Genomic DNA, 24,131 nt, shown 5'->3' on the forward strand with positions numbered 1-24,131 from the left:
CCTTCCCAATAGCGGTCTTAGCCAGGCTTCGAAGCTGAGCCGCCGACTCCCGGCCGCACCGAATTCGGAGCCTGCGAATATCCAAGCTCCTGGATCCAGGGCTCCGGCGTTGTTGATTAGCAGGCTTGTGAGCTGGGGAATTGTGGATTGAGGAGGTCTAGGCGGCGGTTGGCGGTCAAAGCGGTGATCCGGCAGGCTTCGGCGATGTTGTCGGCGCCGTTGAGGCGGTGCAGATTGATCGCGGTGTTGCGTAGCGTTGCTAGGACCTGTGCGCCGTTTCCGGTATGTGCCCTTTGACGGTCTTCGTCGAAGGTGACGTCGCGTATCCAGTGCAGGCTGTTCTCGATTCCCCAGTGTTGACGCATCCAGGTCATGATCGCGGTAGGGCGGGCGTGCTCGAACGGCAGGCTGCAGATGGCATAGACCACCTCCACGCTGCGCTGGTCGGTGGCGGTGATCAAGCGTTCACGAGTGATCCGGATGATTTGTTTTGCGTAGGGGAAGCCGATTCCTCGTGCAGCGGTGATGATTTGCAGGGTGCGGGTCTCGACACGGCCGTGGCCGCGGGAGTCGTCGGTAGCGGCTGCGGGCACCTCGGCCCAGGGCAGCGCGGTGATACGCGCAAATATTTTGGCTTGGTTGGACTTGACGATCATCAGGTAGTGCGACTTCAAGGTGGCGCAGATCAACTTCGCGGTGACGACCTGGGTATGCATCGCATCCACGGTGACCAGCCACCGCAAGCTACCCGGCAGCAGCGTGAGCAGGGCACGTACGCAGGGAATTTCATTGCTTTTCTCGGCGACAGCGAGTTGACCGAGCACCAATCGGGCACGGTGGGCGAACACCGACACGAGATGCGTGGCTGTCGCTTTGGCGCGTAAAGCACCACGCAGCATCTTGCCGTCCAACGCGATCGGCACCAATCCACTGGGGTCGCTGCTGGCCACGTGTGCAGTGAAGTAACTGCCCATCCTGGCGTTGAGGTCGGCGGGGTCTAGCCGAGACAAAACAGCGCGGAAGGTCTTCTCACTGGGCCGCCGGAACCGGACCCCTAATTGGGCCAACACATCATCGGGAGCGGTGGCCGCCCATGTGGCAAAACCAGCATAGCCGCGCATCCCCGCGGCAGTGGCCAGAACCGCGATCGCCAACAAAGCCACCAGCGAATACCTCCGACCGCGTGGGCCCCTCGGGTCTGGCACCGAGGCCAACACATCGAGAAACTCCGATCCGATGAACTCGCTGCGCTCACCAGGACTCCAGCAGTCGAACACCTCTGGAACCGACGACACACGCAATACTGAAACGGTAGGCACGGGCAACTCCAGACCAACGACGAACAGTAACCAACTCGATCGTTCTCCAGATAGCCCGTGCCTACACTCCGGCCCCAATAGCGCGGCACCAAAGATCATCAACCCAGCTCACAAGCCTGCTAATCAACAACGCCGGAGCCCTGCTCCTGGATCCGGGATCCGTGCGCTTTCCAGCAACCGGGCCATGATTCACAGGCGGTTCCCAGCGAGCGCGATCGCCGCAAACCGCGTGCGATTCGGCCACCGCCCCGGGCTCACATCCCATACCCCTTTTGCGCAGGTGCGGCCGTTAATGGCACACTCTCCTGGTGCTCAACACGCAGCGTCGATTTTTCTACGGGTACCAGCCAGCGGTACCCGAGGCGTAGCTGCTTTCGCAGAGCCCCGTGGTCCGCTTCGGCGATCGGGGCTCGTCTCTCGCGTGAGGCCTGATGCCGGATGAGATCAGAACCCCCACCTCACGAGAACGCGGAGTTAGAAATGAACACCGAAACTATCGACACTGAAGATCTCCCCAGCATTGACGAGCTGCGCGAAGAGATCGACCGGTTGGACCGCGAGATCCTGGCCGCGGTCAAGCGGCGCGCCGAGGTGTCTCAGGCGATCGGCAAGGCCCGGATGGCCTCCGGCGGCACCCGACTGGTGCACAACCGCGAGATGAAGGTCATCGAGCGCTACAGCGAGCTGGGACCCGAGGGTAAAGACCTGGCAATTCTGCTTTTGCGGTTGGGTAGAGGTCGACTCGGCCACTAAACGGTCACTAACGCGGCTCTTTGCCGCAGATTGCGGCAATGCTGCGGTACATTTCCGCCGAAATGGATGCAGCAAAGCCGGCTGGGATTTCACGGGCGCGCCGTCTGACGTGGATGTCCGCGGCCGCCCTGCTAGTCCTGCTCGTCGCGCTGTCCTCGACTTCGGCAACCTCATCCGCGTGGTCACGCCACGGCCAACCCATCGAGTATCTGACCGTCCCGTCGCCGGCGATGCACCGCCAGGTGAAGGTGGAGTTCCAGCGCGGCGGCCCACACGCGGTGTACTTGCTCGACGGCATGCTCGCCCGCGACGACTACAACGGCTGGGACATCAACACCCCGGTGTTCGACTGGTTCGATCAGTCGGGATTGTCCGTCGTGATGCCCACGGGTGGAATGGCCAGCTTCTACTCCAACTGGTACCGGCCTGCGGTCGGCAACGGCGGCACCTGGACCTACAAGTGGGAAACGTTCCTCACCGAGGAACTGCCCGCCTGGCTGGAGAACAACAAGGGCGTCAGCCAGATGGCCAACGCGGTGGTGGGCGCGTCGATGGCCGGATCCGCGTCGCTGATCCTGGCGGCCCGCCACCCCAGCAACTTCGTCTACGCCTCGTCCATGTCGGGCTTTCTGAACTTGTCCGCGGGCAAGTGGCCGTCGCTGGTCAGTGTCGCGCAACTGGGTGCGGGTGGCTTTCACTCCGATGCCATGTGGGGCCCTGCGGAGGATCCCGCATGCGCGCAAAACGATCCGACGGTCAATGCCGCAAAGCTGGTCGCCAACAACACCCGCATCTGGGTCTATTCCGGCAACGGCACCCCCTCGGCAGAACTGGGCGGGGACAAGCCCGGGGCCAGTCTGCTGGAAAACGCCACCCGAGTGAGCAACAAGGCATTCCAGAGCAAATACAAAGCGGCCGGCGGCTACAACGGCGTATCCAATTTTCCAGACAACGGGCTACACACGTGGCAGTACTGGGGCGCGCAGTTACAGGCCATGCTACCGGATCTACGACGTGTGCTGGGCGCGGGCTAGACGCCCCTACTAGCGCGAATCCGACCGCATTAGGGTCGAACCATGACCTCCGAGCAATCAATCCCTGACATCACCGCCACCCCGGCGTGGGAAGCCCTGCGCAAGCATCACGATCAGATCGGAGAAACCCACCTTCGGCAGATCTTCGCCGACGATCCCAATCGCGGCCACGATCTCACGGTCACCGTCGGCGACCTCTACATCGACTACAGCAAGCACCGGATCACTCGCGACACAATAAGTTTGCTGGTCGATCTGGCGCGTACGGCAAATCTGGAAGCACACCGTGACCAGATGTTCGCGGGTGCCCACATCAACACCTCAGAGGACCGGGCGGTTCTGCACACGGCGCTGCGGCTGCCCCGCGACGCCGAGTTGATCGTGGATGGCCGCAACGTGGTTGAGGACGTGCACGCGGTGCTGGACGCGATGGGCGACTTCACCGACCGGTTGCGCAGTGGGGAGTGGACCGGCGCCACCGGGAAGCGGATCAGCACCGTCGTCAACATCGGCATCGGCGGATCAGATCTGGGCCCGGTCATGGTCTACCAAGCGCTGCGCCACTACGCCGACGCCGGGATTTCAGCCCGTTTCGTCTCCAACGTAGACCCGGCCGACCTCATCGCCACGCTGGCCGACTTGGACCCGGCCACAACACTTTTCATTGTCGCGTCGAAGACGTTTTCCACCCTCGAGACGCTGACCAACGCGACCGCCGCACGGCGTTGGCTAACCGACGCACTCGGCGATGCGGCGGTGTCGCAACACTTCGTTGCGGTCTCCACCAACCGGCGTCTGGTCGACGACTTCGGGATCAACACCGACAATATGTTCGGATTCTGGGACTGGGTCGGTGGACGCTATTCGGTCGACTCCGCGATCGGACTCTCGGTGATGGCCGCGATCGGCCGGGAGGCCTTCGCCGACTTCCTATCCGGATTCCACATCGTCGACGAGCACTTCAGGACCGCTCCGCCGGAGTCCAACGCGCCTGCGCTGCTTGGGCTTATCGGGCTGTGGTACTCCAACTTCCTGGGTGCGCAGTCGCGCGCCGTGTTGCCCTACTCCAATGACCTGGCGCGATTCGCCGCCTATCTGCAGCAGTTGACCATGGAGTCCAACGGAAAATCGACCGGTGCCGACGGTACAGCAGTCACCACCGATACTGGTGAAATCTATTGGGGCGAGCCAGGAACCAACGGTCAACACGCCTTCTACCAGTTGCTGCATCAAGGCACCCGGCTGGTGCCGGCAGACTTCATCGGTTTCAGTCAGCCCATCGATGACCTGCCGACCGTCGAGGGCACCGGCAGCATGCACGACCTGTTGATGAGCAACTTCTTCGCCCAGACCCAGGTGCTGGCGTTCGGCAAGACCGCCGAGGAGATCGCCGCCGAGGGCACCCCCGCCGCGGTGGTGCCGCACAAGGTGATGCCCGGCAACCGGCCGTCGACTTCCATTCTGGCCAAACGGCTTACGCCGTCGGTGTTGGGACAGCTGATCGCCCTCTACGAACATCAGGTGTTCACCGAAGGCGTGGTGTGGGGTATCGACTCGTTCGATCAGTGGGGCGTGGAACTGGGCAAGACTCAGGCAAAGGCGTTGCTTCCGGTGATCACCAGCGATGGCTCACCGCAGCGGCAGTCGGACAGCTCCACCGACGCGTTGGTACGTCGATACCGAACCCAACGCGGACGCACCGGCTAGAGCGGTGGCGCGAGCGTGCGCAATTGTGCACAAGCGAACGGCGTGTCGCGCACAGACACGCACGCTAGGCGAACTTCTTGGCTAGCGGCGGCGGCAGCACCCGCATCAACTGCACCAGCGGCGCCCACGGCCACCAGGGCACCGCGGCCCGGCCAGGTTCGCGTTCAATGGCGGAGACCAGCGCGTTGACACCGGTTTCGTTGTCCACCATCAACATTGTGCTGCCCGATTTCGCCGTCATCTCGGACTCAATGTAGCCCGGTTCCATCACCGAGACGGTGATCGGGCCCTTGTCGTACTCGGCGCGCAAGGACTCGCCCAACGAGCTCAGGCCGGCTTTGCTCGCTGCGTAGGCGGCTTTCACGCCCGGCACTCCCTTGCTGGCGAGCACCGAGGAGATGAGCACCAGGTGGCCAGAACCGCTCTTGTGAAACATCTCCAGCGCCGTTTCGATCTGCACCAGCGCCGCCACCAGGTTGGTCTCGATCGTCGCCTTGTTCGCCCACAGTTTGCCCGAGCCCAACGGTGCACCCTTGCCGATGCCGGCGTTGACGATGACGCGATCGATGCCGCCCAGTTCATCGCGCAACTCGGCAAATACCTTGGGCACTTGGTCGTGGTCGTTGACGTCCAGCTCGGCTATCGCGATCGTGATTTCTGGATGTTTTTGCGCAAGTTCGCTTTTCAATTCTTCGAGACGATCGGTGCGTCGCGCGCACAACGCTAGGTCGCGGCCTCGGGCAGCGAAAGCGCGGGCCATGCCCGCACCCAGCCCGGAACTGGCGCCGGTGATGAGAATTTTCTGGCGGGTCATTCGCGCAGCATATCGGCTGCCCGCCCAGCGTCGAGTTGTCGGGCCGACGGGCGGTTACCCTGCGCAGCGCCGCGATGCTCGAGCGCCACTACTTGAGTAGCCGCGACATGCGCCGGTCGGCCAGCACTTTGCCGCCGGTCTGGCAGGTCGCGCAATATTGAAATGACTTGTCCGCGAACGAAACCTCTCGCACGGTGTCCCCGCACACCCGGCACGGCAGGCCGGTGCGCGCGTGTACCCGCAGGCCGGAACGCTTCTCCCCTTTGAGCGTGGCGGCGCCCTGGCCGACGGAACGGCTGACCGCGTCGGTGAGAACGGAAACCACCGCGTCGTGCAAGGCGGCAAGTTGTTCTTCGGACAGTTTTGCGGCCGTGGCGAACGGCGAGATCTTCGCGACGTGCAGGATTTCGTCGCTGTAGGCGTTGCCGATGCCCGCGATCACCTTCTGATCGGTGATGACCGTCTTGATCCGGCCGGTGTGGGGGCCCAAGACGCCGGCCAGCTCCTCGGGCCCGAGTTCGAGCGCATCCGGTCCGAGCGTGGCGATGCCGGGCACCTGCCGCGGATCCTCGACCAGCCAGACTGCCAGGCGCTTCTGGGTCCCGGCTTCGGTGAGATCGAAGCCGGGTGCCACCCCGGGGGTGCCGAGATGGACGCGCAACGCGATCGGGCCTTTGCCTGGGCGCAATGGGGCCGCCGCCAGCTTGTCCGACCAGCGCAACCAGCCCGCCCGCGAGAGGTGCGCGATCAACCACAGCGGCCCCGCCTGCACCCCCAGGTATTTTCCCCACCGGCCCGCACCGGTCACGGTCTGGCCGTGCAGGGCATTGATCGGCGGGTCGAAGGTTTTCAGCACCGACAGCGCGGCCACATCGACGCGGCCGATGGTGGTCCCGACGGCGTGCCGGCGCAGGTGGTCGACCAGCGCTTCGATCTCCGGGAGTTCGGGCACCTGTTCAGTGTGCCGATGGTCGCAACGGGGTGTCCATCCGCGCCAGGTTACCTACCCGGACCGTCGGCCCCGGCCTTGCCGAACAGCAATCCACCGTTGCCGCCAAAACCAGGGAAGCCGAATGCGGCCGCGGCACCACCGTTGCCCCCGTTGCCGATCAGAAACGCATTCCCGCCATCGCCGCCATCACCCTCGCCCGCGATGCCGAGCGAGCCGAATGACGACTGACCTGCGCCGGGGCTACCGGCGTCGGCACCGTTGCCACCGTCGCCGTAGAAAAATCCTCCGTTGCCGCCGTCGCCACCGCTACCGGCGCCGCCGCCGCTCCCGTCACTACCCACGCCATTTCCGCCGTCGCCACCGAGCGCCCCAGCACCGCCGCCGCCGAACAGCCCCGCGGAGCCGCCGGAACCGCCATCGCCCCCGGCCCCGCCGTTGGTGCTCTGACCCGTACCCACCGTGCCGCCGTTGCCGCCCAACCCTCCAGCCGCGCCGTTTCCGGCAACCCCTTGCAGCAAGCCGGCGTTGCCACCGTTACCGCCGTTACCGCCGGCCTGGCCGGGGTGGCCCGGCCCGCCTTGGACACCTTCACCACCGAGGCCTCCGTTACCGCCGTCGCCCCAGAGGCCGGCGGAGCCGCCATTGCCGCCCTTCTGGCCGACGCCGCCGGAACCGCCCCTGCCGCCGCTGCCGATCAACCAGCCGCCGTCGCCGCCGTTCTGCCCGGTTCCCGCCGCGCCGTCGGCGCCGTTGCCGATCAGCGGACGCCCGGTCAGCGCCTGCGACGGCGCATTCACCGCGTCCAGTACCGGTTGCAGCGGGGAAGCATTTGCCGCCTCGGCGCCGGTGTAGGCGCTGGCGCCGGAGTTCAGCAGCTGCACGAACTGTGCGTGAAACAGGTCCGCCTGGGTGCTCAGCGCCTGATATGCCTGAGCGTGTGCGGCGAACATTCCGGCAATGGCCGTAGACACCTCGTCGCTGCCGGCGGCCAGTATCCTCGTCGTCGGCGCGGCCGCGGCAACGCTGGCCGCATTGATCGACGAACCGATACTGGCCAAATCGGTGGCCGCAGCGGCCACGAAATCGGGTGCGGCGTAGAGAAAGGACACTTAAAGACCTCCTGTGAGATCCCGACATATCCGCGGGATTTTTCGCATTGCAGCCCGAGTCAGACGCTGCGGGCTGGGCCCGACATCGGGCTCGGCAAATACTCGTGTGTGTGGCGGGCTATGCGGGCCCCTCCAACCCGGGCAGGCCCAAGAGCAATCCGCCCGTTCCACCGGTGCCGCCGGTGCCACCCTGGTCGCTACCGGCACCGGCACCGCCGTTGCCACCGTTGCCGATCAGGAAGGCGTCGCCGCCGTCACCACCGATACCGTTGAGCGAAGGCGCCATGAAGCCGGCGGGCACATTCCCGGCCGCACCACCGTTGGCGCCGTTGCCCAAGAAGATGCCTCCCTGACCGCCGTCGCCGCCATTGCTGGTCAGGTACACGGTCCCGGTGCCGCCGCCGCTGAGCGTCCCGGGGGCCCCGGTGTTTCCACCGTTGGCGCCGTTGCCGCCGTTGCCGAACAGCAGCGCGTCGCCGCCATGGCCGCCGAACCCGCCGGGACCGGCGTCGCCGTTTTCGGTGCCGCCGCTCCCGCCGGCACCACCGCTGCCGCCGGCTCCCCCGGTGCCGCCGTTGCCGATCAGACCCGCCTGGCCGCCGGCGCCGCCCCAGCCGCCCATGCCGCCGGCACCGTTGACGGCAGATGACGTGCCGGAGTTGTCTCCGCCATTGGCGCCGTTTCCGCCGAAGCCGCCATTGCCGCCGTTGCCGTAGAAGAAGCCCGCCTTGCCACCGTTGCCGCCCTGCGCGCCATCGCCACCTATGCCGCCCTGGCTATCGTCGCCGCTCGCGGCCTGGCCGAGTCCGCCGTTGCCGCCGTTGCCGCCGCTGCCTCCGTTGCCGAACAGCCCGGAATTGCCGCCGTTACCGGCAGAGGCGGCGAAACCACCGCCTTGCGCGCCGCTGAGGACGGAGCCCCCGGCGCTCTCGAAGGTGCCACCGCTACCGCTGTTTCCGCCGTCCCCACCATTGCCGTACAGCCACCCGCTCTGACCGCCATTGCCGCCGTTGCCACCCGAGCCCGCGAGGCCGCCACTGAATGTGGCGGTGCCGCCGGTGGCGTCGCCACCGTCGCCTCCCTGACCACCAACTCCACCGTTGCCGAAGAGCAGTCCGCCCGCGCCGGCCAGGCCGCCGTTACCACCATTGCCGCCGTCGGTGCCGGTTCCGATGGCCGCGCCGCCGTCGCCGCCGTGGCCACCGATCCCGCCATTGCCGCCGAGGCCGTACAGAAATCCTCCCGCGCCCCCGATTCCCCCGTTGCCGCCGGTCAGGCCACTGTCGCCGGCGGCCCCGGACGCACCGGCGCCACCGGCACCGCCGTTGCCCAACAGCCCGGCCGACCCGCCGTTCCCGCCGGCCTGACCCGCCGCGCCGGACCCGCCGTTGCCGCCGTTGCCGAGTAGCCAGCCGCCATCACCGCCGCTTTGCCCCGTCCCGTTGATCCCGTCGGCGCCGTTGCCGATCAGCGGGCGGCCGGTCAGTTGTTGTACCGGCGCATTGACAGCGTCAAGGGCTTGTTGCAGCGGCGACACATTCGCCGCCTCGGCGCCGGTGTAGGCGCTGGCGCCGGAGTTCAGCAGCTGCACGAACTGTGCGTGAAATGTGTCCGCCTGCTGGCTGAGGGCCTGATAGGCCTGCGCGTGTGCGGCGAACATTCCCGCCACGGCTGCAGAAATCTCATCCGCCCCGGCGGCCAGTACCCCCGTCGTCGGTGCCGCCGCGGCAACGCTGGCCGCGTTGATCGACGAACCGATGCCCGCCAAATCCGTTGCTGCAGAAGCAACTAACTCGGGCGCAGCGAAGAGGTAAGACATCGATGGCTCCTCTGACGGCTACCAAGGGTTTCAATCGCGATCCGGATGGGGCGGCACCCGCCTGGCAATCGGCGGCTACGCCGGTCCGGGCGCCCCAGCCGTGCCGAACAGCTTTCCGCCGGAACCGCCCAAGCCACCGATACCGCCCTGGGCGGCGGGGGCACCGGCCCCTGCGTCCCCACCGTTGCCGATAAGCCCGGCGTCACCGCCAGTACCGCCGATGCCGTTCTCGCTGGGAGCCATGAAGCCTGCCGGGATGCTGCCCGCCGCGCCACCCTTGCTTCCGTTACCGAAGAAGAAGCCGCCGTCACCGCCACCACCGCCGTCACTGGTCTGGTAGACGCTGCCGGTACCGGTGCCATCGCTGTAGGTGCCGGGCGTCCCGGTAGCACCGCCATCTCCGCCGGCGCCGCCGTTGCCGAACAGCAGCGCGCTGCCACCTTGGCCGCCGAGCGCGCCCGGACCGGCATCGGCACCATTGCGCGCACCCCCGCCGCCGTCGCCGCCCTTACCGCCGCTGCCACCGTTACCGCCGTTACCGCCGTTACCGCCGTTACCGCCGTTACCGCCGTTACCGCCGTTACCGCCGTTACCGAACAGACCGCCTTGGCCGCCGGTACCGCCGAAGCCGCCGAAGCCGCCAGCGCCGGCATACGACTGGAAGTTGTTGGTGCCCGCTCCGCCGGCCGCACCGTCCCCGGCGTCGCCGCCGACGCCCCCGTTGCCCCAGATGAACCCGCCTTTGCCGCCGTTACCGCCGAAGGCGCCGTCACCACCAGCGCCGGCAAAGGTCAGGTCGCCGGCGGCGGCCTGACCTGCCCCACCGTTGCCGCCGTTACCACCGGCGCCGCCCATGCCGAACAGCCCGGAGTCGCCGCCATTACCGCCGGTTACCGCAAAGTTTCCACCTCCGGCACCGGACAAGATGGTGTCGGCGCTGGCCTGGAATGTCCCACCGTTGCCGGTATTGCCGCCGTTACCGCCGTTGCCGTACAACCATCCGCTGTGGCCGCCGTCGCCGCCGTTGCCGGCGGAGCCCGCGGTGCCGCCGGTACCTGATGCGTTGGTGGAGCCGGTGGCGTCGCCACCGTCGCCGCCCTGACCCCCTAGCCCGCCATCACCAAATAAGAATCCGCCGCGCTCGCCCAGGCCGCCGTCGCCGCCGGCGCCACCATTGGTGCCGGCCGTGGTGGCGGCGCCACCGTTGCCGCCAAGGCCACCCAGACCGCCGGTGCCGCCCAGGCCGTACAGCAACCCACCGCTGCCACCCATACCGCCGCTACCACCGGCCTGGCCGGATACCCCCGAGGCACCCGCGGCGCCCGCTCCGCCGGCGCCGCCGTTTCCGCCATTGCCCAACAGCCCGGCCGACCCACCGTTACCACCGGCCTGGCCCGCCGCGCCCGAGCCGCCGTTGCCGCCGTTGCCGTACAGCCAGCCGCCATCACCCCCGGCCGCCCCGGTGCCCGCGGCTCCGTTGGCACCATTGCCGATCAACGGACGCCCGGTCAGACCCAGCACCGGTGCATTTACCAGTTTCTCGACCTGTTGCATCGGCGTCACGTTGGCCGCCCCGGCGGCGGCATACTCCGTGGCACCGCCGCTCATCAGCTGGACGAACTGCTGGTGGAACGACGCAGCCTGCGCACTGAGCGCCTGGTAGGCCTGGGCGTGCGCACCGAACAAGAACGAAATCGCAGCCGACACCTCGTCGGCGCCTGCGGGCAACACCGTGGTGATCGGTGCCAACGCGGCCGCGTTGGCCTGAGCAAGAGTCGAACCGATACCCCCAAGATCGTTGGCCGCTGCTGCCACATACTCGGGCGCTGCGATCACCCACGACATTGAAAAACCTCCCGACCCCACGACAGCGCAACTGCCAAAACGTGACCTTCGACACAAGTTGAGTAGGACGCCGATGCTAGCGCGATCTAGCGCCCGATACTGGCGCTTAAACCCAGGGCTCCGGCGTTGTTGATTAGCAGGCTTGTGAGCTGGGGAATTGTGGATTGAGGAGGTCTAGGCGGCGGTTGGCGGTCAAAGCGGTGATCCGGCAGGCTTCGGCGATGTTGTCGGCGCCGTTGAGGCGGTGCAGATTGATCGCGGTGTTGCGTAGCGTTGCTAGGACCTGTGCGCCGTTTCCGGTATGTGCCCTTTGACGGTCTTCGTCGAAGGTGACGTCGCGTATCCAGTGCAGGCTGTTCTCGATTCCCCAGTGTTGACGCATCCAGGTCATGATCGCGGTAGGGCGGGCGTGCTCGAACGGCAGGCTGCAGATGGCATAGACCACCTCCACGCTGCGCTGGTCGGTGGCGGTGATCAAGCGTTCACGAGTGATCCGGATGATTTGTTTTGCGTAGGGGAAGCCGATTCCTCGTGCAGCGGTGATGATTTGCAGGGTGCGGGTCTCGACACGGCCGTGGCCGCGGGAGTCGTCGGTAGCGGCTGCGGGCACCTCGGCCCAGGGCAGCGCGGTGATACGCGCAAGTATTTTGGCTTGGTTGGACTTGACGATCATCAGGTAGTGCGACTTCAAGGTGGCGCAGATCAACTTCGCGGTGACGACCTGGGTATGCATCGCATCCACGGTGACCAGCCACCGCAAGCTACCCGGCAGCAGCGTGAGCAGGGCACGTACGCAGGGAATTTCATTGCTTTTCTCGGCGACAGCGAGTTGACCGAGCACCAATCGGGCACGGTGGGCGAACACCGACACGAGATGCGTGGCTGTCGCTTTGGCGCGTAAAGCACCACGCAGCATCTTGCCGTCCAACGCGATCGGCACCAATCCACTGGGGTCGCTGCTGGCCACGTGTGCAGTGAAGTAACTGCCCATCCTGGCGTTGAGGTCGGCGGGGTCTAGCCGAGACAAAACAGCGCGGAAGGTCTTCTCACTGGGCCGCCGGAACCGGACCCCTAATTGGGCCAACACATCATCGGGAGCGGTGGCCGCCCATGTGGCAAAACCAGCATAGCCGCGCATCCCCGCGGCAGTGGCCAGAACCGCGATCGCCAACAAAGCCACCAGCGAATACCTCCGACCGCGTGGGTCCCTCAGGTCTGGCACCGAGGCCAACACATCGAGAAACTCCGATCCGATGAACTCGCTGCGCTCACCAGGACTCCAGCAGTCGAACACCTCTGGAACCGACGACACAGGCAATACTGAAACGGTAGGCACGGGCAACTCCAGACCAACGACGAACAGTAACCAACTCGATCGTTCTCCAGATAGCCCGTGCCTACACTCCGGCCCCAATAGCGCGGCACCAAAGATCATCAACCCAGCTCACAAGCCTGCTAATCAACAACGCCGGAGCCCTGCGCTTAAACCAAATCCTTAATTCATCATTGAGCCAGTGCAGTTCAGCGCGCTCGCCTACGCAAGCCCTTAATAAGTTCGAATTAGATAGGTATCCATGATCCAGCCGTGGCGCGCTCGAGCCTCGGCACGCAATGCCGCGATGCGCTCGCCGACTTCGCCGACCGTGCCCGCAACGAGCAGTTCGTCTTCGGTGCCCAGATAGGCGCCCCACCAAATGCGAGTCTGCGGCGGGCAGGCCCGAAACGAGCAATCGGCGTCGAGCATGACTACCGCCGTGCCGGCGACTTGGCGGGCGCGCAATTGCCGGCCCGTGGTGATGACGACGGGCGCGCCCACGTCGTTGAGCGGAATTCGATGCCGGGCCGTTAACGCCTGAACTGCCGTGATGCCCGGGATGACGTCGTAGCTGAAGTCCACCTCGGCGGACACCGCATCCAGGATGCGCAGGGTGCTGTCATAGAGCGAGGGGTCGCCCCAGGCCAGAAAAGCCCCCACCCCACCGGGCCCCAGTTCGGTGCTGATGGCCCTCGCCCAGATCCGCGCCCGCTGCGCGCGCCACTGCGAAACCGCGTCCTCGTAATGGGCATCCACCGCACGCTTGGGGTCGGGCAACTCGACGAAGCGATATCTCGGCTCGCGGATAAATCGTGCGCATATCGCACGGCGCAACTCCACTAGCTCACTTTTGGCCTCGCCTTTGTCCATCGCGAAAAACACTTGCGTGTCATTGAGCGCGTTGATCGCCTGGACGGTCACATAGTCGGGATCACCGGCGCCGATACCGATGACGTGAATATGCCGACTCACCATGGCCTCCTTCCGGGAGGTCGTCGGGGTCTTGCAACACAACGTAATTGAGATCGCGAAATACCTATCCGTTACCAGCGGTACCCAGTACCATGAGTATTGATTATCGAGTGTGATCTCCCTAACGTCTGAAGCACCTGATGAAGGGACGCCAAGCGATGACCACTGCGGTGAAACCAAGTGGGCCGGGTCGTGAAGAGTTCTCCGAACGCCTACTCAGAGGCTCGGTCAAAAAGTCCTACGAACCCATCGTCGACATCGACTGGGATGCCCCGCTGGACCCGGACAAGTTCTACCTGCCCCCCCAGGCTGGTGTCGCTGTACGGCACCGAGATGTGGGACGAAATGACCCGCGAGCAGCAGATCGAGCTGTCCCGCCAAGAGCTGGTCAATACGCTCTCGGCCGGGATCTGGTTCGAGAACATGCTCAACCAATCGCTGTTGCGCACCATCCTGCACGAGGACCCGACCAGCCGCTCGACGCATTACAAGCTGACCGAGCTGGGCGACGAGACCCGCCACATGGTCATGTTCGGCAAAGCCATCGAGCGCATCGGCGCCAAGCCGGTACGCCCACGGCGATTGCATCGGATGGTCATCAACACCCTTCCGCTGGCCTTTCAGCGGGGTTCGATGCTGTGGGTGGCCGCGCTGATCGGCGAGGAGATCTTCGATTCGCTGCAGCGCCAGATGATGGACGATCCGGAACTGCAGCCAATCATCCAGCGGCTCATGCGGATTCACGTGACCGAGGAGGCGCGCCACATCCAATTCGCGCGGGATGGCGCACGCAAGCGGGTGGGCGAGATGCCTCGGGTTAACCGGTGGTTCATGGCCAACATCAACGGGCTCGGCGGGTACTTCTTCAACTATCTGTTCAGCAATCCGATCCCGTACGCACGGGCGGGCCTGGACCCCAAGCGGGCCCGCCGGATCGCGCGCAGCAGCCCACATCGGCGCGAAATACAGATCGCCGGCTTCGCACCGCTGGCCACTTTTCTGACCGAGGTGGGCCTGCTCGAACCGATCGCGCGGCGCGGCTGGAAGCGCAGCAGGTTCTTGTGACCCACACCCCCGGTGTCGCGCGGGCCCCCCGCGACTGCCACGACTGTCACGACGTAGTCATCATCGGGGCGGGGTTCCGTGGCAGGGCTCCGGCGTTGTTGATTAGCAGGCTTGTGAGCTGGGGAATTGTGGATTGAGGAGGTCTAGGCGGCGGTTGGCGGTCAAAGCGGTGATCCGGCAGGCTTCGGCGATGTTGTCGGCGCCGTTGAGGCGGTGCAGATTGATCGCGGTGTTGCGTAGCGTTGCTAGGACCTGTGCGCCGTTTCCGGTATGTGCCCTTTGACGGTCTTCGTCGAAGGTGACGTCGCGTATCCAGTGCAGGCTGTTCTCGATTCCCCAGTGTTGACGCATCCAGGTCATGATCGCGGTAGGGCGGGCGTGCTCGAACGGCAGGCTGCAGATGGCATAGACCACCTCCACGCTGCGCTGGTCGGTGGCGGTGATCAAGCGTTCACGAGTGATCCGGATGATTTGTTTTGCGTAGGGGAAGCCGATTCCTCGTGCAGCGGTGATGATTTGCAGGGTGCGGGTCTCGACACGGCCGTGGCCGCGGGAGTCGTCGGTAGCGGCTGTGGGCACCTCGGCCCAGGGCAGCGCGGTGATACGCGCAAGTATTTTGGCTTGGTTGGACTTGACGATCATCAGGTAGTGCGACTTCAAGGTGGCGCAGATCAACTTCGCGGTGACGACCTGGGTATGCATCGCATCCACGGTGACCAGCCACCGCAAGCTACCCGGCAGCAGCGTGAGCAGGGCACGTACGCAGGGAATTTCATTGCTTTTCTCGGCGACAGCGAGTTGACCGAGCACCAATCGGGCACGGTGGGCGAACACCGACACGAGATGCGTGGCTGTCGCTTTGGCGCGTAAAGCACCACGCAGCATCTTGCCGTCCAACGCGATCGGCACCAATCCACTGGGGTCGCTGCTGGCCACGTGTGCAGTGAAGTAACTGCCCATCCTGGCGTTGAGGTCGGCGGGGTCTAGCCGAGACAAAACAGCGCGGAAGGTCTTCTCACTGGGCCGCCGGAACCGGACCCCTAATTGGGCCAACACATCATCGGGAGCGGTGGCCGCCCATGTGGCAAAACCAGCATAGCCGCGCATCCCCGCGGCAGTGGCCAGAACCGCGATCGCCAACAAAGCCATCAGCGAATACCTCCGACCGCGTGGGTCCCTCAGGTCTGGCACCGAGGCCAACACATCGAGAAACTCCGATCCGATGAACTCGCTGCGCTCACCAGGACTCCAGCGGTCGAACACCTCTGGAACCGACGACACACGCAATACTGAAACGGTAGGCACGGGCAACTCCAGACCAACGACGAACAGTAACCAACTCGATCGTTCTCCAGATAGCCCGTGCCTACACTCCGGCCCCAATAGCGCGGCACCAAAGATCATCAACCCAGCTCACAAGCCTGCTAATCAACAACGCCGGAGCCCTGGGGTATTGCGCCCACCGCGGGTGGCCAGGGCGGCCAGGGCGGTCAAGGCGGTCAGGGCGGTGACGGCGGGTCCGGCATCGGCGGGGTCGGCGGTGGCGCCGGCGGCCACGGTGGTACCGGCGGAGCCGGTGGCGCCGGTAGCAACGGCGGCAACAACACCGGTAGCACCGGCGGGGTCGGCGCTGACGGAGGTAAGGGTGGCACGGGTGGCACCGCGGGTGCGGCCGGTGTGGGGGTCGACGGCGGCGCGGCGGGCAGCATCGGCACCGGCGGCGTCGGCGGCCAGGGCGGCGACGGTGGGTCCGGCGGCACCGGCACCCTCGGCGCCGACGGCACCAACCCGACCGGCGATGGCCGAGGCGGCCAGGGCGGTCAAGGCGGTCAGGGCGGTGACGGCGGGTCCGGCATCGGCGGGGTCGGCGGTGGTGCTGGAGGCCACGGCGGCGTCGGCGGATCCGGTGGCACCGGTGGTAGCAATACCGCCAGCACCGGCGGGGTCGGCGCTGACGGAGGTAAGGGTGGCACGGGTGGCACCGCGGGTGCGGCCGGTGTGGGGGTCGATGGTGGCGCGGCGGGCAGTATCGACACCGGCGGGGTTGGCGGCACCGGAGGCGAGGGTGGGTCCGGCGGCACCGGCGTTGCCGGCGCATCCGGGATAACGCCTGCCGTTGGTGGACCAGGCGGCCAGGGTGGTGCGGGCGGCACCGGTGGCGACGGTGGTGCCGGCATTGGTGGGGTCGGTGGTGGTGCCGGCGGCCAGGGCGGCCAGGGTGGTGCTGGCGGCACCGGAGGCATAGGCGGCGCGTACACCGGTACCGGACCCGGGAGCAGCGCGGCCGGTGGCCTCGGCGGTACCGGCGGAGCTGGCGGCGACGGTGGGACACCCGGTGCCGGCAGCACCACGGGTGGCATGGGAGGTAATGGCGGCAAGGGTGGCAACGGCGGCTCCGGCGGCACGAACAGCTCCGGCACCAGCACGTCACCCGGATTCGGCGGTGGCGGTGGGGGTGGTGGTGCCGGGGGCCACGGCGGCAACGGCGTCGGTGGCGGTGCCTCCGGTGGCCAGGGTGGCACCGGAGGCGACGACGGGTTCGGAGGAACCGCGGTAAGTCCCACCACCGGAAGCATTGGCGGTGGCGGCACCGGCGGCGGTGGCGGTGGTGGTGGTGCCGGCGGCGCCGCCGCTAGTTTCGCAGTAGGCGGTGGTGGTGGTGGCGGTGGTGCCGCCGGCGGCCCAGGCGGTACGGCCGGAAACGGCGGGGTTGGCGGTAACGCCTTCGCCGCGGGCTTCAGCGGGACCGGCGGTGCCGCCGGGGTCGGGGCCGGGGCGCCCGGGGGCGTCGGTGGTGGTGGCGGCGGCGGATTTGCACAACCAAATCTCTCGAACGATGGAACTCCCGGTGAAGATGGCTTCAAAGGCGGCCACGGCGGACTCGGCGGCGACTTCGGATTAGGGGCGAACGGCGGCCCAGGCGGCGATGCTGCCGGCGTGGGTGGGCATGGCGCCACTGCCTACGAATTCAGCGCCACCGCACAAGGCGGCCAGGGCCAGTCCGGTTAGCGCCGAGCCACTCCGCGGCTGCGGCTGTGGGGGGCGATATCCACGGAATGGTGGCGCCCACAACGGCAACCGGGTGTCGTGATCACGGCGGTATCGGTGATACCGCGATGCCGGCGGGGAAGCGTCCGGGACGCGCTGGCCATCCGCGACGTAGTTGTGACGCCGGCTGGGCGGAAGCGAAGGCGACACGCTGCGTAGGTGCTGAGGGATCGGGCGGCTTAGTCTGGACGGCGCGGAGGTAACACGGTGAAATTGGAGTCACGATCGGATCGATCTGCTGAACACCCCTACCGCGTGGCCGGTGGTCCTGGCGGCCCAAATCGCCTGCACCAGAAGCTGTCCCGTCGCCAGCCGGCCACCGGTGGATGGCCTTCGTAGGATTCGATACCGCGCAGGAAAACAGATGACCGATCATGCCCGCCAGCACAGACCCACTCACCCAGAATCGGAATGCAGCCGAAACCATGAGCAGTAGCCGACCCTTCACCGACCTCACCACCGCCCATGACCTCGGTGACGGAGCGTATAGCGCCACCATCGATCCCATCTGGACCATCGGCCCCAAGGTGCACGGTGGCTGCATGATGGCGGTCTGCGCAGCGGCCGCGCATCGGACGATCGGCGATGCGGTCGACCTGGCGCCAGTTGCCCTGAGCGCCAACTACATCAGCGCTCCAAACCCGGGCGAGGTGCAGCTCACCACGAAGGTCCGCCGGCGCGGACGGCAGGTATGTCTCGTCGATGTGGAACTGTCGCAGGACAGCCGCACCGCGGTAACCTGCTCGGTCACCCTGGGGTCCGTCGACACAAAGCCGCCACGACACAGCGCACCACTGCCCGTGTCGCAGATGCCGGTCCAGCCCCCTGCTGATGCCATACCCGTCTCAGCCGAACATCCCCTGGCCCAGATCCTCCATGTGAGCCAAGGATGCGAGCTCGCGATGGATTCCGCCACCACCGGCTTCCTCGTCGGGCAACGCGGAGCACCGATCAGCCGGATGTGGGTCCGCCCGTTCGCCTCTGACGAAGCCGACCCCGCCGCCGCAACGCTGTTTGCGATCATGGCCGGCGACATCGCCCCGCGCGTCACCGTGAACTGCGGCATCTTCGGCTGGACCCCCACCGTCCAACTCACCACCTACCTGCGGCGCCGCCCCGCCCCCGGCTGGATGCGCGTCATGGCCAGCTCGACCGTCATCGGTGATAGCTGGTTCGAGCAGGACCACGTCATCCTCGACGCCACCGGTCAGGTCGTGGTCCAAAGCCGCCAACTAGCCATGCTTCCGGAGGCCGCCGGGGCCTCGCGACGAACCGCCGTTGACGGCTGATCACGCCCGAGAGGCGCGGGCCTCCCCGACACGTGCGCCTGATTCAAATCAGCAGTTGCCATGCCACCGTGCGCGTGGCCGTTTGACGTCAACCGGATGCTGGGTGCCAGCGATTCCGCTGCGTCGGCGCCTTGCTGATTCCGCGAGCAAGTTGCTGCGGCGGCAAGCCACCCGCCGATGAAGCGAGCGCAGCAGCTCGCCATCGAGGTGGACATCGCAGCGCGCACCGGCATGATGGGCGCCTACGCAGACCTGCTGCCAGCCCACACAGACCACATCGGTGGTCGCCACCCGACGGCTAGCTCAGCCATGCTCAACTCCCTCGTCTAGGGAGTGCCAAAGATCAACCGAAACACCGTCAGGCATCAACCGGAACAGAAACGTCAGCAATCACCCGACGCAATACAAACCACATGGTGCCCCCGGCAGGATTCGAACCTGCGACACCGGCTTTAGGAGAGCCGTGCTCTATCCCCTGAGCTACGGGGGCGGCTTCGCTGAGCTTACCGGGGGGCGACTCAGCGCAGCTCGGCGATCACCTTTGCGAAGTTATCCAGGTGATTGTCCTGCACGGTGAACGACGTCACCCCATAGATATCGCGGTAGCCGGCCAAGGTGTCGGCAATCTCGCGCGGTGACCCGCCGAGCACCGAGTGCAGCGCCAGTATCTGTTCGTCGGACAGCTCTGGCGCGTACCGGCGGGTCATCGCCAGGTCGGGCGCGGTTTCGCCTTCGTTGGGCAGGGCGGTGATCGCCAGGTTGAGCTCGAGCGCGTCAAACCGGTCTCCGGCGGCCCGGCGGACAAAGTCCACACGTTCGGCCAGCGGATCGTCTGCCCCGTGGACGTTGGACCCGGTCAGCCCGACGATGTTGGCCTGCTGGGCCGCCAACGTCATCACCCGGTTGCCGTTGCCGGCGATCAGGATCGGCACCGTCGGGTGATGCTGCTTCAGGTAGGCCGTCATGTGTTCGAGATAGTCGACGCGGGCTCCGGCGCTGGGGTAGGGCAGCTCGGCGGCATCGAACTCTTCCCGGACGTAGCCGGTGCCCAGGCCGAGCTCGAGACGACCTTCGCTGAGCAGATCCAGGGCCTCGGCGTCGCGGCTCAGCAGGGCCGGCTTGTAGAAGGCGGCGTTGAGCACATACATGCTCAACCGCATCTTCGTGGTGACCATCGCGGCGGCGGTCAGGGTGGGAAACGGCGCCGCGGCACCGAGATGATCGGGCACACAGAGAATGTCGAACCCGAGATCTTCGGCCCGTTTGGCCAGCTCTTGCAGCGCTGCGCGCGATTTGATGAAGCGGACGCTCAACCCGAAGCGAAAATCTTTGGCCACCAACAATCTCCGTTCCACCATCGACACTTACCAAGCACGCGCGGCAGCCACCAGGCCTTGTACCAGGGAGGCGGTGACCGGCGACAAACCGTCGTCGCCGGGCAGGGGGCTGCGGGGGCTGAGCCCTCGCACCCGGATGGACAGTTCCAATTGCGCCCCACCGCCGCGGACCCGGTTGACCGGGTTGTCCGGATGCAGCCCGCGTAGCTCCGCCGGGATGGCGTCCAGATCGGTGACCACCTGGTAACCAGGCAGTTCAAGGTGGCGCGCCAGGTGGTCGGCCAGCTCGCGGTTGCGGCCGCCGGCCAGCAGCTGGGTGCCACGGCCGATGCGGCCGTAGCCGTGCAGTGAGACCGCGACGTCGACGTGGTCGAGGAACTCCGCGAGCCGCCGCGACTCGCCGGGGTCGAACCGCGACGATGGCAGGTGGTGGGGGTAGCGGTCGGGATGTCGCAGCACGTACACCGATGCGCCAGCGGCATCGGCGGCTCGCTCGGCGATGACGTCGGTCATCTTCTCCAGGCCGCCGCCGTGGATGGCGAGGAAGCCGAAGCGCGACCGTAGCTGGCTGATCTCGCTCAGGCCGGGCTCGCTCAACAATGCCGAAAGCGATTGTGACCCAGCGCCGGAAGCCGCCGCGGATACAGGCTGGAGTCAATGCACCGGATCCCAGCGGTGCAGAAAGTCGATCCAGCGTTGCGGTAGCCCGTGATGCAGCGCGCCGTCGATGACGCGATTGAGGTATTCCGGCCGGGGCGGACCCGGGGTGATCCGGTGGTCGATGTACACCCAGGCCGTCGTCGGTCCGTCGTGGGTGCGCACGCACAGCAGGTCACGCCGATAGCGGACCGGAACCCCCTCGGCGCTGTCCAGCGTGGCCAGGTCCCGATCGGAGATCTGCCAGAGCACACCGTGCACCTGGCCGCCGGTGAGCGGCTCAACGGTGGCCACCCCACGTTCGTTGATCAACCAGTCGTGATCGGACAGGACCGCCGGACGCGGGTCGCTCGCGTCGGGGCATCGCACCGACATCTGCCGTACGCACAGGTTGGAACCGTATGCGAAGTACAGATGCCGGCCGGTGAGCATTTAGCGGGTCACCATCGGCTCGGCAGATTTCGACGCGGTGTTTTTTGACGCAAACCAACTCCCCGCGGGCCAGCACGGACGACGACGCAATCCATCCTGCCGTATCGTCGCCGCGCTCACAGCCCGGGCAGGCACAGCAGCGGGATACAGCCCAGATCCGACGGGGGCGTGTCGCCTTCATAGACAAATCCGCCGCGATTGGCCTGGAATCCGTAGTCCACCCAATACCAGGTGTGGCAGACGTTCATGTCCCAGTTGACACCGCCCGCCGGCACCGGTTCCCCGGGGCACCATTGGTAGGGGCCTCGCGGCGCTTGCGGCACGGGTCCATGGGCTCCGGGCCCGGCGTGTGCGGTGCCCGCGGTCAACCCGAACCCGGCTACCGCGACACCCCCGGACACCAGCGCGGCGGCGATCATCCGCTTCAGGTTTGCGGTGGTGTTCATGGTGAGCTTCCTCTGGTCATGCCCCGCCTGGCCAGGCGTAGTCGCGGCAAGTACACAAGCTCGGATTCGCTACCGATCCCAACCGGGAGGCCGGGCACCGGCGGTTTGCGAGTCCTGGCCCGTCAAGCACCCATTGTTCGCGGTTTGGCGGGTGTCGGGAAGCCGTCAGCCGGTCAGCGTCAGGTAGATCAGCGCCACGTTGAGCACGCTGATCAGCACCGCCACCCCCCAGCCGATCCAGGTGGTCAAGCGATGGTTGGTGTCGCTACCCATCACCTCGGGATTGCTGGTGAGCCTGACCAGCGGAAGTACCGCGAACGGTATGCCGAAGGACAGCACGACCTGTGAGAGCACCAGGGTGCGGGTCGGGTCCAGGCCCAGCGCCAAGATCGCCACGGCGGGGCACAACGTGACCAAACGCCGCACCGCCATGGGGACCGACCAATGCAGCAATCCCTGCATGATCATGGCGCCGGCGTAGGCGCCCACCGACGTCGACGCCAAACCGGAGGCCAGCAATCCGATCGCGAACAGGACCGCGATGGTCGCGCCCAGCGTGTCGTGCACGGCAGCGTAGGCGCCTTCGATCGAGGCGGTGTCCTCTCGGCCCTGCAAGTTGAGGGCGGCAACCAGCAACATCGCGGCGTTGACCCCGCCCGCGACGATCATTGCCAGACCCACGTCCCAGCGGGTGACGCGCAACAGCCTGCGCCGGTATGGCCCGGGCTCGGGATGGCCGTGGCGGTCACGGGCCAGGCCCGAGTGCAGATACACCGCGTGCGGCATCACCGTGGCCCCCAGGATCGCGGCGGCCAGCAGCACGCTTTCGGTGCCCTGAAAGTGCGGCACCAGTCCGGTGAACATCGCATCAGGGGGAGGTGTTGCGACGAAGAAGCTGGCCGTGAAGCCGACGGCAATGATCAGCAGCAGTCCGGTGATGACTCGCTCGAACAGGAGTTGGCCGCGGCGGTCCTGGATGAGCAGCAGCAGCAGCGAAATCACCCCGGTGATGATCCCGCCGATCGGTAGTGGCAGGCCGAACAGGATGCGCAGGGCGATGGCGCCGCCCACGACTTCGGCCACGTCTGTAGCGATTGCGACGATCTCGGCCTGCACCCAATAGGTCAGCCGGGCCGGGCGCCCCATTCGCTTGCCGATTTGTTCCGGCAGCGAATGTCCGGTGACCAGCCCCAGCTTTGCCGAAAGGTACTGCACCAGGCCGGCCATGACATTGGCCACCACGATGACCCACAACAGCAGGTAGCCGAACTGGGCGCCGGAGCTGACATTGGCCGCGACATTGCCGGGATCGACGTAGGCGATCGCCGCTACGAAAGCCGGTCCGAGCAGATACCAACTCGTCTTGAACGAGGTCTGCGTGTCTTGCGCCAATTCACCGGCCTTCGATCAGTACCACCGAACAACAAAGTGAGGCTAGCCGAAACAACTCGGCGCGCCGCCGGCAGGCCGCTTAGCGGTAATCGGGATTGGCGAAGTCCGGGCGGCACCCGGCGTCCCACTCGGTGCGTTGGTTCCCGTATGCCGGGACACCACCGGCGCGCTGCAACATCTGCGCCAGGTGCATCAAGTTGAAGGTCATAAACGTGGTGTTGCGGTTGGTGAAGTCATTTTGCGGCCCGCCCGAACCGGGGTCGAGATACGACGGACCGGGGCCGGCCTCGCCGATCCAGCCCGCATCGGCCTGCGGGGGGATAGTGTAACCCAGATGCTGCAGGCTGTAAAGTACGTTCATCGCGCGGTGCTTGACCCCGTCCTCGTTGCCCGTGAAGAGACAACCGCCCACCCGGCCGTAGTACGCGTACTGTCCGTTCTCGTTGAGCAGGCCTGAGCACGAGTAGAGACGCTCGATCACCAGCTTCATCACCGAACTGTTGTCGCCCAGCCAGATCGGTCCGCACAGCACCAGGATGTTCGCCCGCAGGACCCGCTGATACAGGTCGGGCCACTCGTCGGCCTCCCAGCCGTGTTCGGTCATGTCCGGCCACACGCCGGTCGCGATGTTGTGGTCGATGGCACGGAAGCTGTCCACCTCGACACCGTGCTCGCGCATGATCTGCGAACTACGCGCGATCAGCCCCTCGGTGTGGCTGAGGTCCGGGGAGCGCTTCAGGGTTGTGTTGATGAACAGGGCGCGCAGGCCGTCGAATCGTGGAACCGCAGCACTGTCCTCGGAAGTCGCCGTCATGCCAACCTGCCT

Annotated in this window: 20 protein-coding genes, 1 tRNA gene and 3 pseudogenes; 7 read left to right on the forward strand and 17 right to left on the reverse strand. The window is 66.3% G+C overall.

Annotated features, from left to right (window positions below; genetic code table 11):
• Positions 1–116 precede the first annotated feature (116 nt).
• Positions 117–1,319, reverse strand: a complete 1,203-nt coding sequence (locus MPSD_RS23335) for an ISAs1-like element IS2404/ISMul1 family transposase (RefSeq protein WP_420811970.1) — start codon at positions 1,317–1,319, stop codon at positions 117–119.
• 438 nt (positions 1,320–1,757) lie between these two features.
• Here MPSD_RS23335 and MPSD_RS23350 point away from each other — a divergent pair, with 438 nt between their 5' ends.
• The 3 genes from MPSD_RS23350 to pgi are packed head-to-tail and all read left to right on the forward strand — an operon-like array spanning position 1,758 to position 4,813.
• Positions 1,758–2,072 (forward strand): chorismate mutase, encoded by a 315-nt coding sequence (locus tag MPSD_RS23350; protein WP_083866496.1) that lies wholly within the window; start codon positions 1,758–1,760, stop codon positions 2,070–2,072.
• A 38-nt stretch (positions 2,073–2,110) separates the two neighbouring features.
• Complete coding sequence (locus MPSD_RS23355) at positions 2,111–3,106, forward strand: esterase family protein (protein WP_086085860.1); 996 nt, start codon at positions 2,111–2,113, stop codon at positions 3,104–3,106.
• Positions 3,107–3,148: 42 nt separating this feature from the next.
• Positions 3,149–4,813 carry a glucose-6-phosphate isomerase gene (gene pgi / locus MPSD_RS23360; protein ID WP_086085858.1) on the forward strand — a complete coding sequence of 555 codons (1,665 nt, stop codon included), beginning with the start codon at positions 3,149–3,151 and terminating at the stop codon, positions 4,811–4,813.
• Positions 4,814–4,877: 64 nt separating this feature from the next.
• Here the strand turns inward: pgi and MPSD_RS23365 are convergent, their stop codons facing one another.
• The 8 genes and pseudogenes from MPSD_RS23365 to cobF all read right to left on the reverse strand — a co-directional run bounded on the left by MPSD_RS23365 (position 4,878) and on the right by cobF (position 13,642).
• On the reverse strand, positions 4,878–5,627 hold the full coding sequence (locus tag MPSD_RS23365; protein ID WP_012396107.1) for an SDR family oxidoreductase: 750 nt from the start codon (positions 5,625–5,627) through the stop codon (positions 4,878–4,880).
• 88 nt (positions 5,628–5,715) lie between these two features.
• The gene (locus MPSD_RS29830; RefSeq protein ID WP_180338886.1) at positions 5,716–6,183 is read right to left on the reverse strand and encodes a zinc finger domain-containing protein; all 468 of its coding nucleotides are present in this window, start codon (positions 6,181–6,183) and stop codon (positions 5,716–5,718) included.
• Positions 6,184–6,384: 201 nt separating this feature from the next.
• Positions 6,385–6,579 (reverse strand): annotated as a pseudogene (locus MPSD_RS29835) (DNA-formamidopyrimidine glycosylase family protein); the annotation flags it as partial.
• A gap of 47 nt (positions 6,580–6,626) precedes the next feature.
• Positions 6,627–7,688 carry a PE family protein gene (locus MPSD_RS23375; RefSeq protein WP_020786099.1) on the reverse strand — a complete coding sequence of 354 codons (1,062 nt, stop codon included), beginning with the start codon at positions 7,686–7,688 and terminating at the stop codon, positions 6,627–6,629.
• Positions 7,689–7,806: 118 nt separating this feature from the next.
• Positions 7,807–9,507, reverse strand: a complete 1,701-nt coding sequence (locus tag MPSD_RS23380) for a PE family protein (protein ID WP_020786098.1) — start codon at positions 9,505–9,507, stop codon at positions 7,807–7,809.
• A 75-nt stretch (positions 9,508–9,582) separates the two neighbouring features.
• On the reverse strand, positions 9,583–11,352 hold the full coding sequence (locus tag MPSD_RS23385) for a PE family protein (RefSeq protein ID WP_086085857.1): 1,770 nt from the start codon (positions 11,350–11,352) through the stop codon (positions 9,583–9,585).
• A 133-nt stretch (positions 11,353–11,485) separates the two neighbouring features.
• The gene (locus MPSD_RS23390; protein ID WP_420811971.1) at positions 11,486–12,688 is read right to left on the reverse strand and encodes an ISAs1-like element IS2404/ISMul1 family transposase; all 1,203 of its coding nucleotides are present in this window, start codon (positions 12,686–12,688) and stop codon (positions 11,486–11,488) included.
• Positions 12,689–12,898: 210 nt separating this feature from the next.
• Positions 12,899–13,642, reverse strand: coding sequence for a precorrin-6A synthase (deacetylating) (cobF, locus tag MPSD_RS23400; protein WP_036426292.1), 744 nt, complete (start codon positions 13,640–13,642; stop codon positions 12,899–12,901).
• A gap of 155 nt (positions 13,643–13,797) precedes the next feature.
• Between cobF and MPSD_RS23405 the strand changes: the two are divergent.
• A pseudogene (locus MPSD_RS23405) lies at positions 13,798–14,704 on the forward strand (AurF N-oxygenase family protein).
• Between the two features lie 102 nt (positions 14,705–14,806).
• On the opposite strand, the gene MPSD_RS23410 reads toward MPSD_RS23405, so the two are convergent.
• Entirely contained in the window at positions 14,807–16,009 is a 1,203-nt protein-coding gene (locus MPSD_RS23410; protein ID WP_420811972.1) for an ISAs1-like element IS2404/ISMul1 family transposase, read from the reverse strand.
• Positions 16,010–16,132: 123 nt separating this feature from the next.
• Positions 16,133–16,261 carry a hypothetical protein gene (locus tag MPSD_RS30325; protein WP_264000732.1) on the reverse strand — a complete coding sequence of 43 codons (129 nt, stop codon included), beginning with the start codon at positions 16,259–16,261 and terminating at the stop codon, positions 16,133–16,135.
• A 120-nt stretch (positions 16,262–16,381) separates the two neighbouring features.
• Between MPSD_RS30325 and MPSD_RS23425 the strand changes: the two genes are divergently transcribed.
• From MPSD_RS23425 to MPSD_RS28280, 3 genes are all read left to right on the forward strand, one after another.
• On the forward strand, positions 16,382–17,713 hold the full coding sequence (locus MPSD_RS23425; protein WP_086085557.1) for a hypothetical protein: 1,332 nt from the start codon (positions 16,382–16,384) through the stop codon (positions 17,711–17,713).
• Between the two features lie 464 nt (positions 17,714–18,177).
• Entirely contained in the window at positions 18,178–19,041 is an 864-nt protein-coding gene (locus MPSD_RS23430; protein ID WP_086085565.1) for a thioesterase family protein, read from the forward strand.
• 177 nt (positions 19,042–19,218) lie between these two features.
• On the forward strand, positions 19,219–19,371 hold the full coding sequence (locus tag MPSD_RS28280) for a hypothetical protein (protein ID WP_011742030.1): 153 nt from the start codon (positions 19,219–19,221) through the stop codon (positions 19,369–19,371).
• Positions 19,372–19,455: 84 nt separating this feature from the next.
• Here MPSD_RS28280 and MPSD_RS23440 read toward each other — a convergent pair.
• The 6 genes and pseudogenes from MPSD_RS23440 to MPSD_RS23465 all read right to left on the reverse strand — a co-directional run bounded on the left by MPSD_RS23440 (position 19,456) and on the right by MPSD_RS23465 (position 24,119).
• A tRNA-Arg gene (locus tag MPSD_RS23440) sits at positions 19,456–19,531 on the reverse strand.
• A gap of 28 nt (positions 19,532–19,559) precedes the next feature.
• On the reverse strand, positions 19,560–20,384 hold the full coding sequence (locus MPSD_RS23445) for an LLM class F420-dependent oxidoreductase (RefSeq protein ID WP_172607307.1): 825 nt from the start codon (positions 20,382–20,384) through the stop codon (positions 19,560–19,562).
• A 21-nt stretch (positions 20,385–20,405) separates the two neighbouring features.
• A pseudogene (locus MPSD_RS23450) lies at positions 20,406–21,467 on the reverse strand (poly-gamma-glutamate hydrolase family protein).
• 116 nt (positions 21,468–21,583) lie between these two features.
• Positions 21,584–21,913 carry a hypothetical protein gene (locus MPSD_RS23455; RefSeq protein ID WP_020786090.1) on the reverse strand — a complete coding sequence of 110 codons (330 nt, stop codon included), beginning with the start codon at positions 21,911–21,913 and terminating at the stop codon, positions 21,584–21,586.
• A 165-nt stretch (positions 21,914–22,078) separates the two neighbouring features.
• Positions 22,079–23,305 carry an Nramp family divalent metal transporter gene (locus tag MPSD_RS23460; protein ID WP_012396132.1) on the reverse strand — a complete coding sequence of 409 codons (1,227 nt, stop codon included), beginning with the start codon at positions 23,303–23,305 and terminating at the stop codon, positions 22,079–22,081.
• A 79-nt stretch (positions 23,306–23,384) separates the two neighbouring features.
• On the reverse strand, positions 23,385–24,119 hold the full coding sequence (locus MPSD_RS23465) for a flavodoxin family protein (protein WP_086085558.1): 735 nt from the start codon (positions 24,117–24,119) through the stop codon (positions 23,385–23,387).
• Between the last annotated feature and the right edge of the window lie 12 nt (positions 24,120–24,131).

Source organism: Mycobacterium pseudoshottsii JCM 15466 (genome assembly GCF_003584745.1).
Taxonomy (GTDB): Bacteria; Actinomycetota; Actinomycetes; order Mycobacteriales; family Mycobacteriaceae; genus Mycobacterium; species Mycobacterium marinum.

What these genes read in the sequence shown, in the direction of transcription:
- MPSD_RS23455 (WP_020786090.1), bottom strand. Translation starts at nt 21,913, where the DNA reads ATGAACACCACCGCAAACCTGAAGCGGATGATCGCCGCCGCGCTGGTG.
- MPSD_RS23350 (WP_083866496.1), top strand. Translation starts at nt 1,758, where the DNA reads ATGAGATCAGAACCCCCACCTCACGAGAACGCGGAGTTAGAAATGAAC.
- MPSD_RS23385 (WP_086085857.1), bottom strand. Translation starts at nt 11,352, where the DNA reads ATGTCGTGGGTGATCGCAGCGCCCGAGTATGTGGCAGCAGCGGCCAAC.
- MPSD_RS23355 (WP_086085860.1), top strand. Translation starts at nt 2,111, where the DNA reads ATGCTGCGGTACATTTCCGCCGAAATGGATGCAGCAAAGCCGGCTGGG.
- pgi (WP_086085858.1), top strand. Translation starts at nt 3,149, where the DNA reads ATGACCTCCGAGCAATCAATCCCTGACATCACCGCCACCCCGGCGTGG.
- cobF (WP_036426292.1), bottom strand. Translation starts at nt 13,642, where the DNA reads ATGGTGAGTCGGCATATTCACGTCATCGGTATCGGCGCCGGTGATCCC.
- MPSD_RS28280 (WP_011742030.1), top strand. Translation starts at nt 19,219, where the DNA reads ATGAAGCGAGCGCAGCAGCTCGCCATCGAGGTGGACATCGCAGCGCGC.
- MPSD_RS23430 (WP_086085565.1), top strand. Translation starts at nt 18,178, where the DNA reads ATGAGCAGTAGCCGACCCTTCACCGACCTCACCACCGCCCATGACCTC.
- MPSD_RS23365 (WP_012396107.1), bottom strand. Translation starts at nt 5,627, where the DNA reads ATGACCCGCCAGAAAATTCTCATCACCGGCGCCAGTTCCGGGCTGGGT.
- MPSD_RS23465 (WP_086085558.1), bottom strand. Translation starts at nt 24,119, where the DNA reads ATGACGGCGACTTCCGAGGACAGTGCTGCGGTTCCACGATTCGACGGC.
- MPSD_RS23380 (WP_020786098.1), bottom strand. Translation starts at nt 9,507, where the DNA reads ATGTCTTACCTCTTCGCTGCGCCCGAGTTAGTTGCTTCTGCAGCAACG.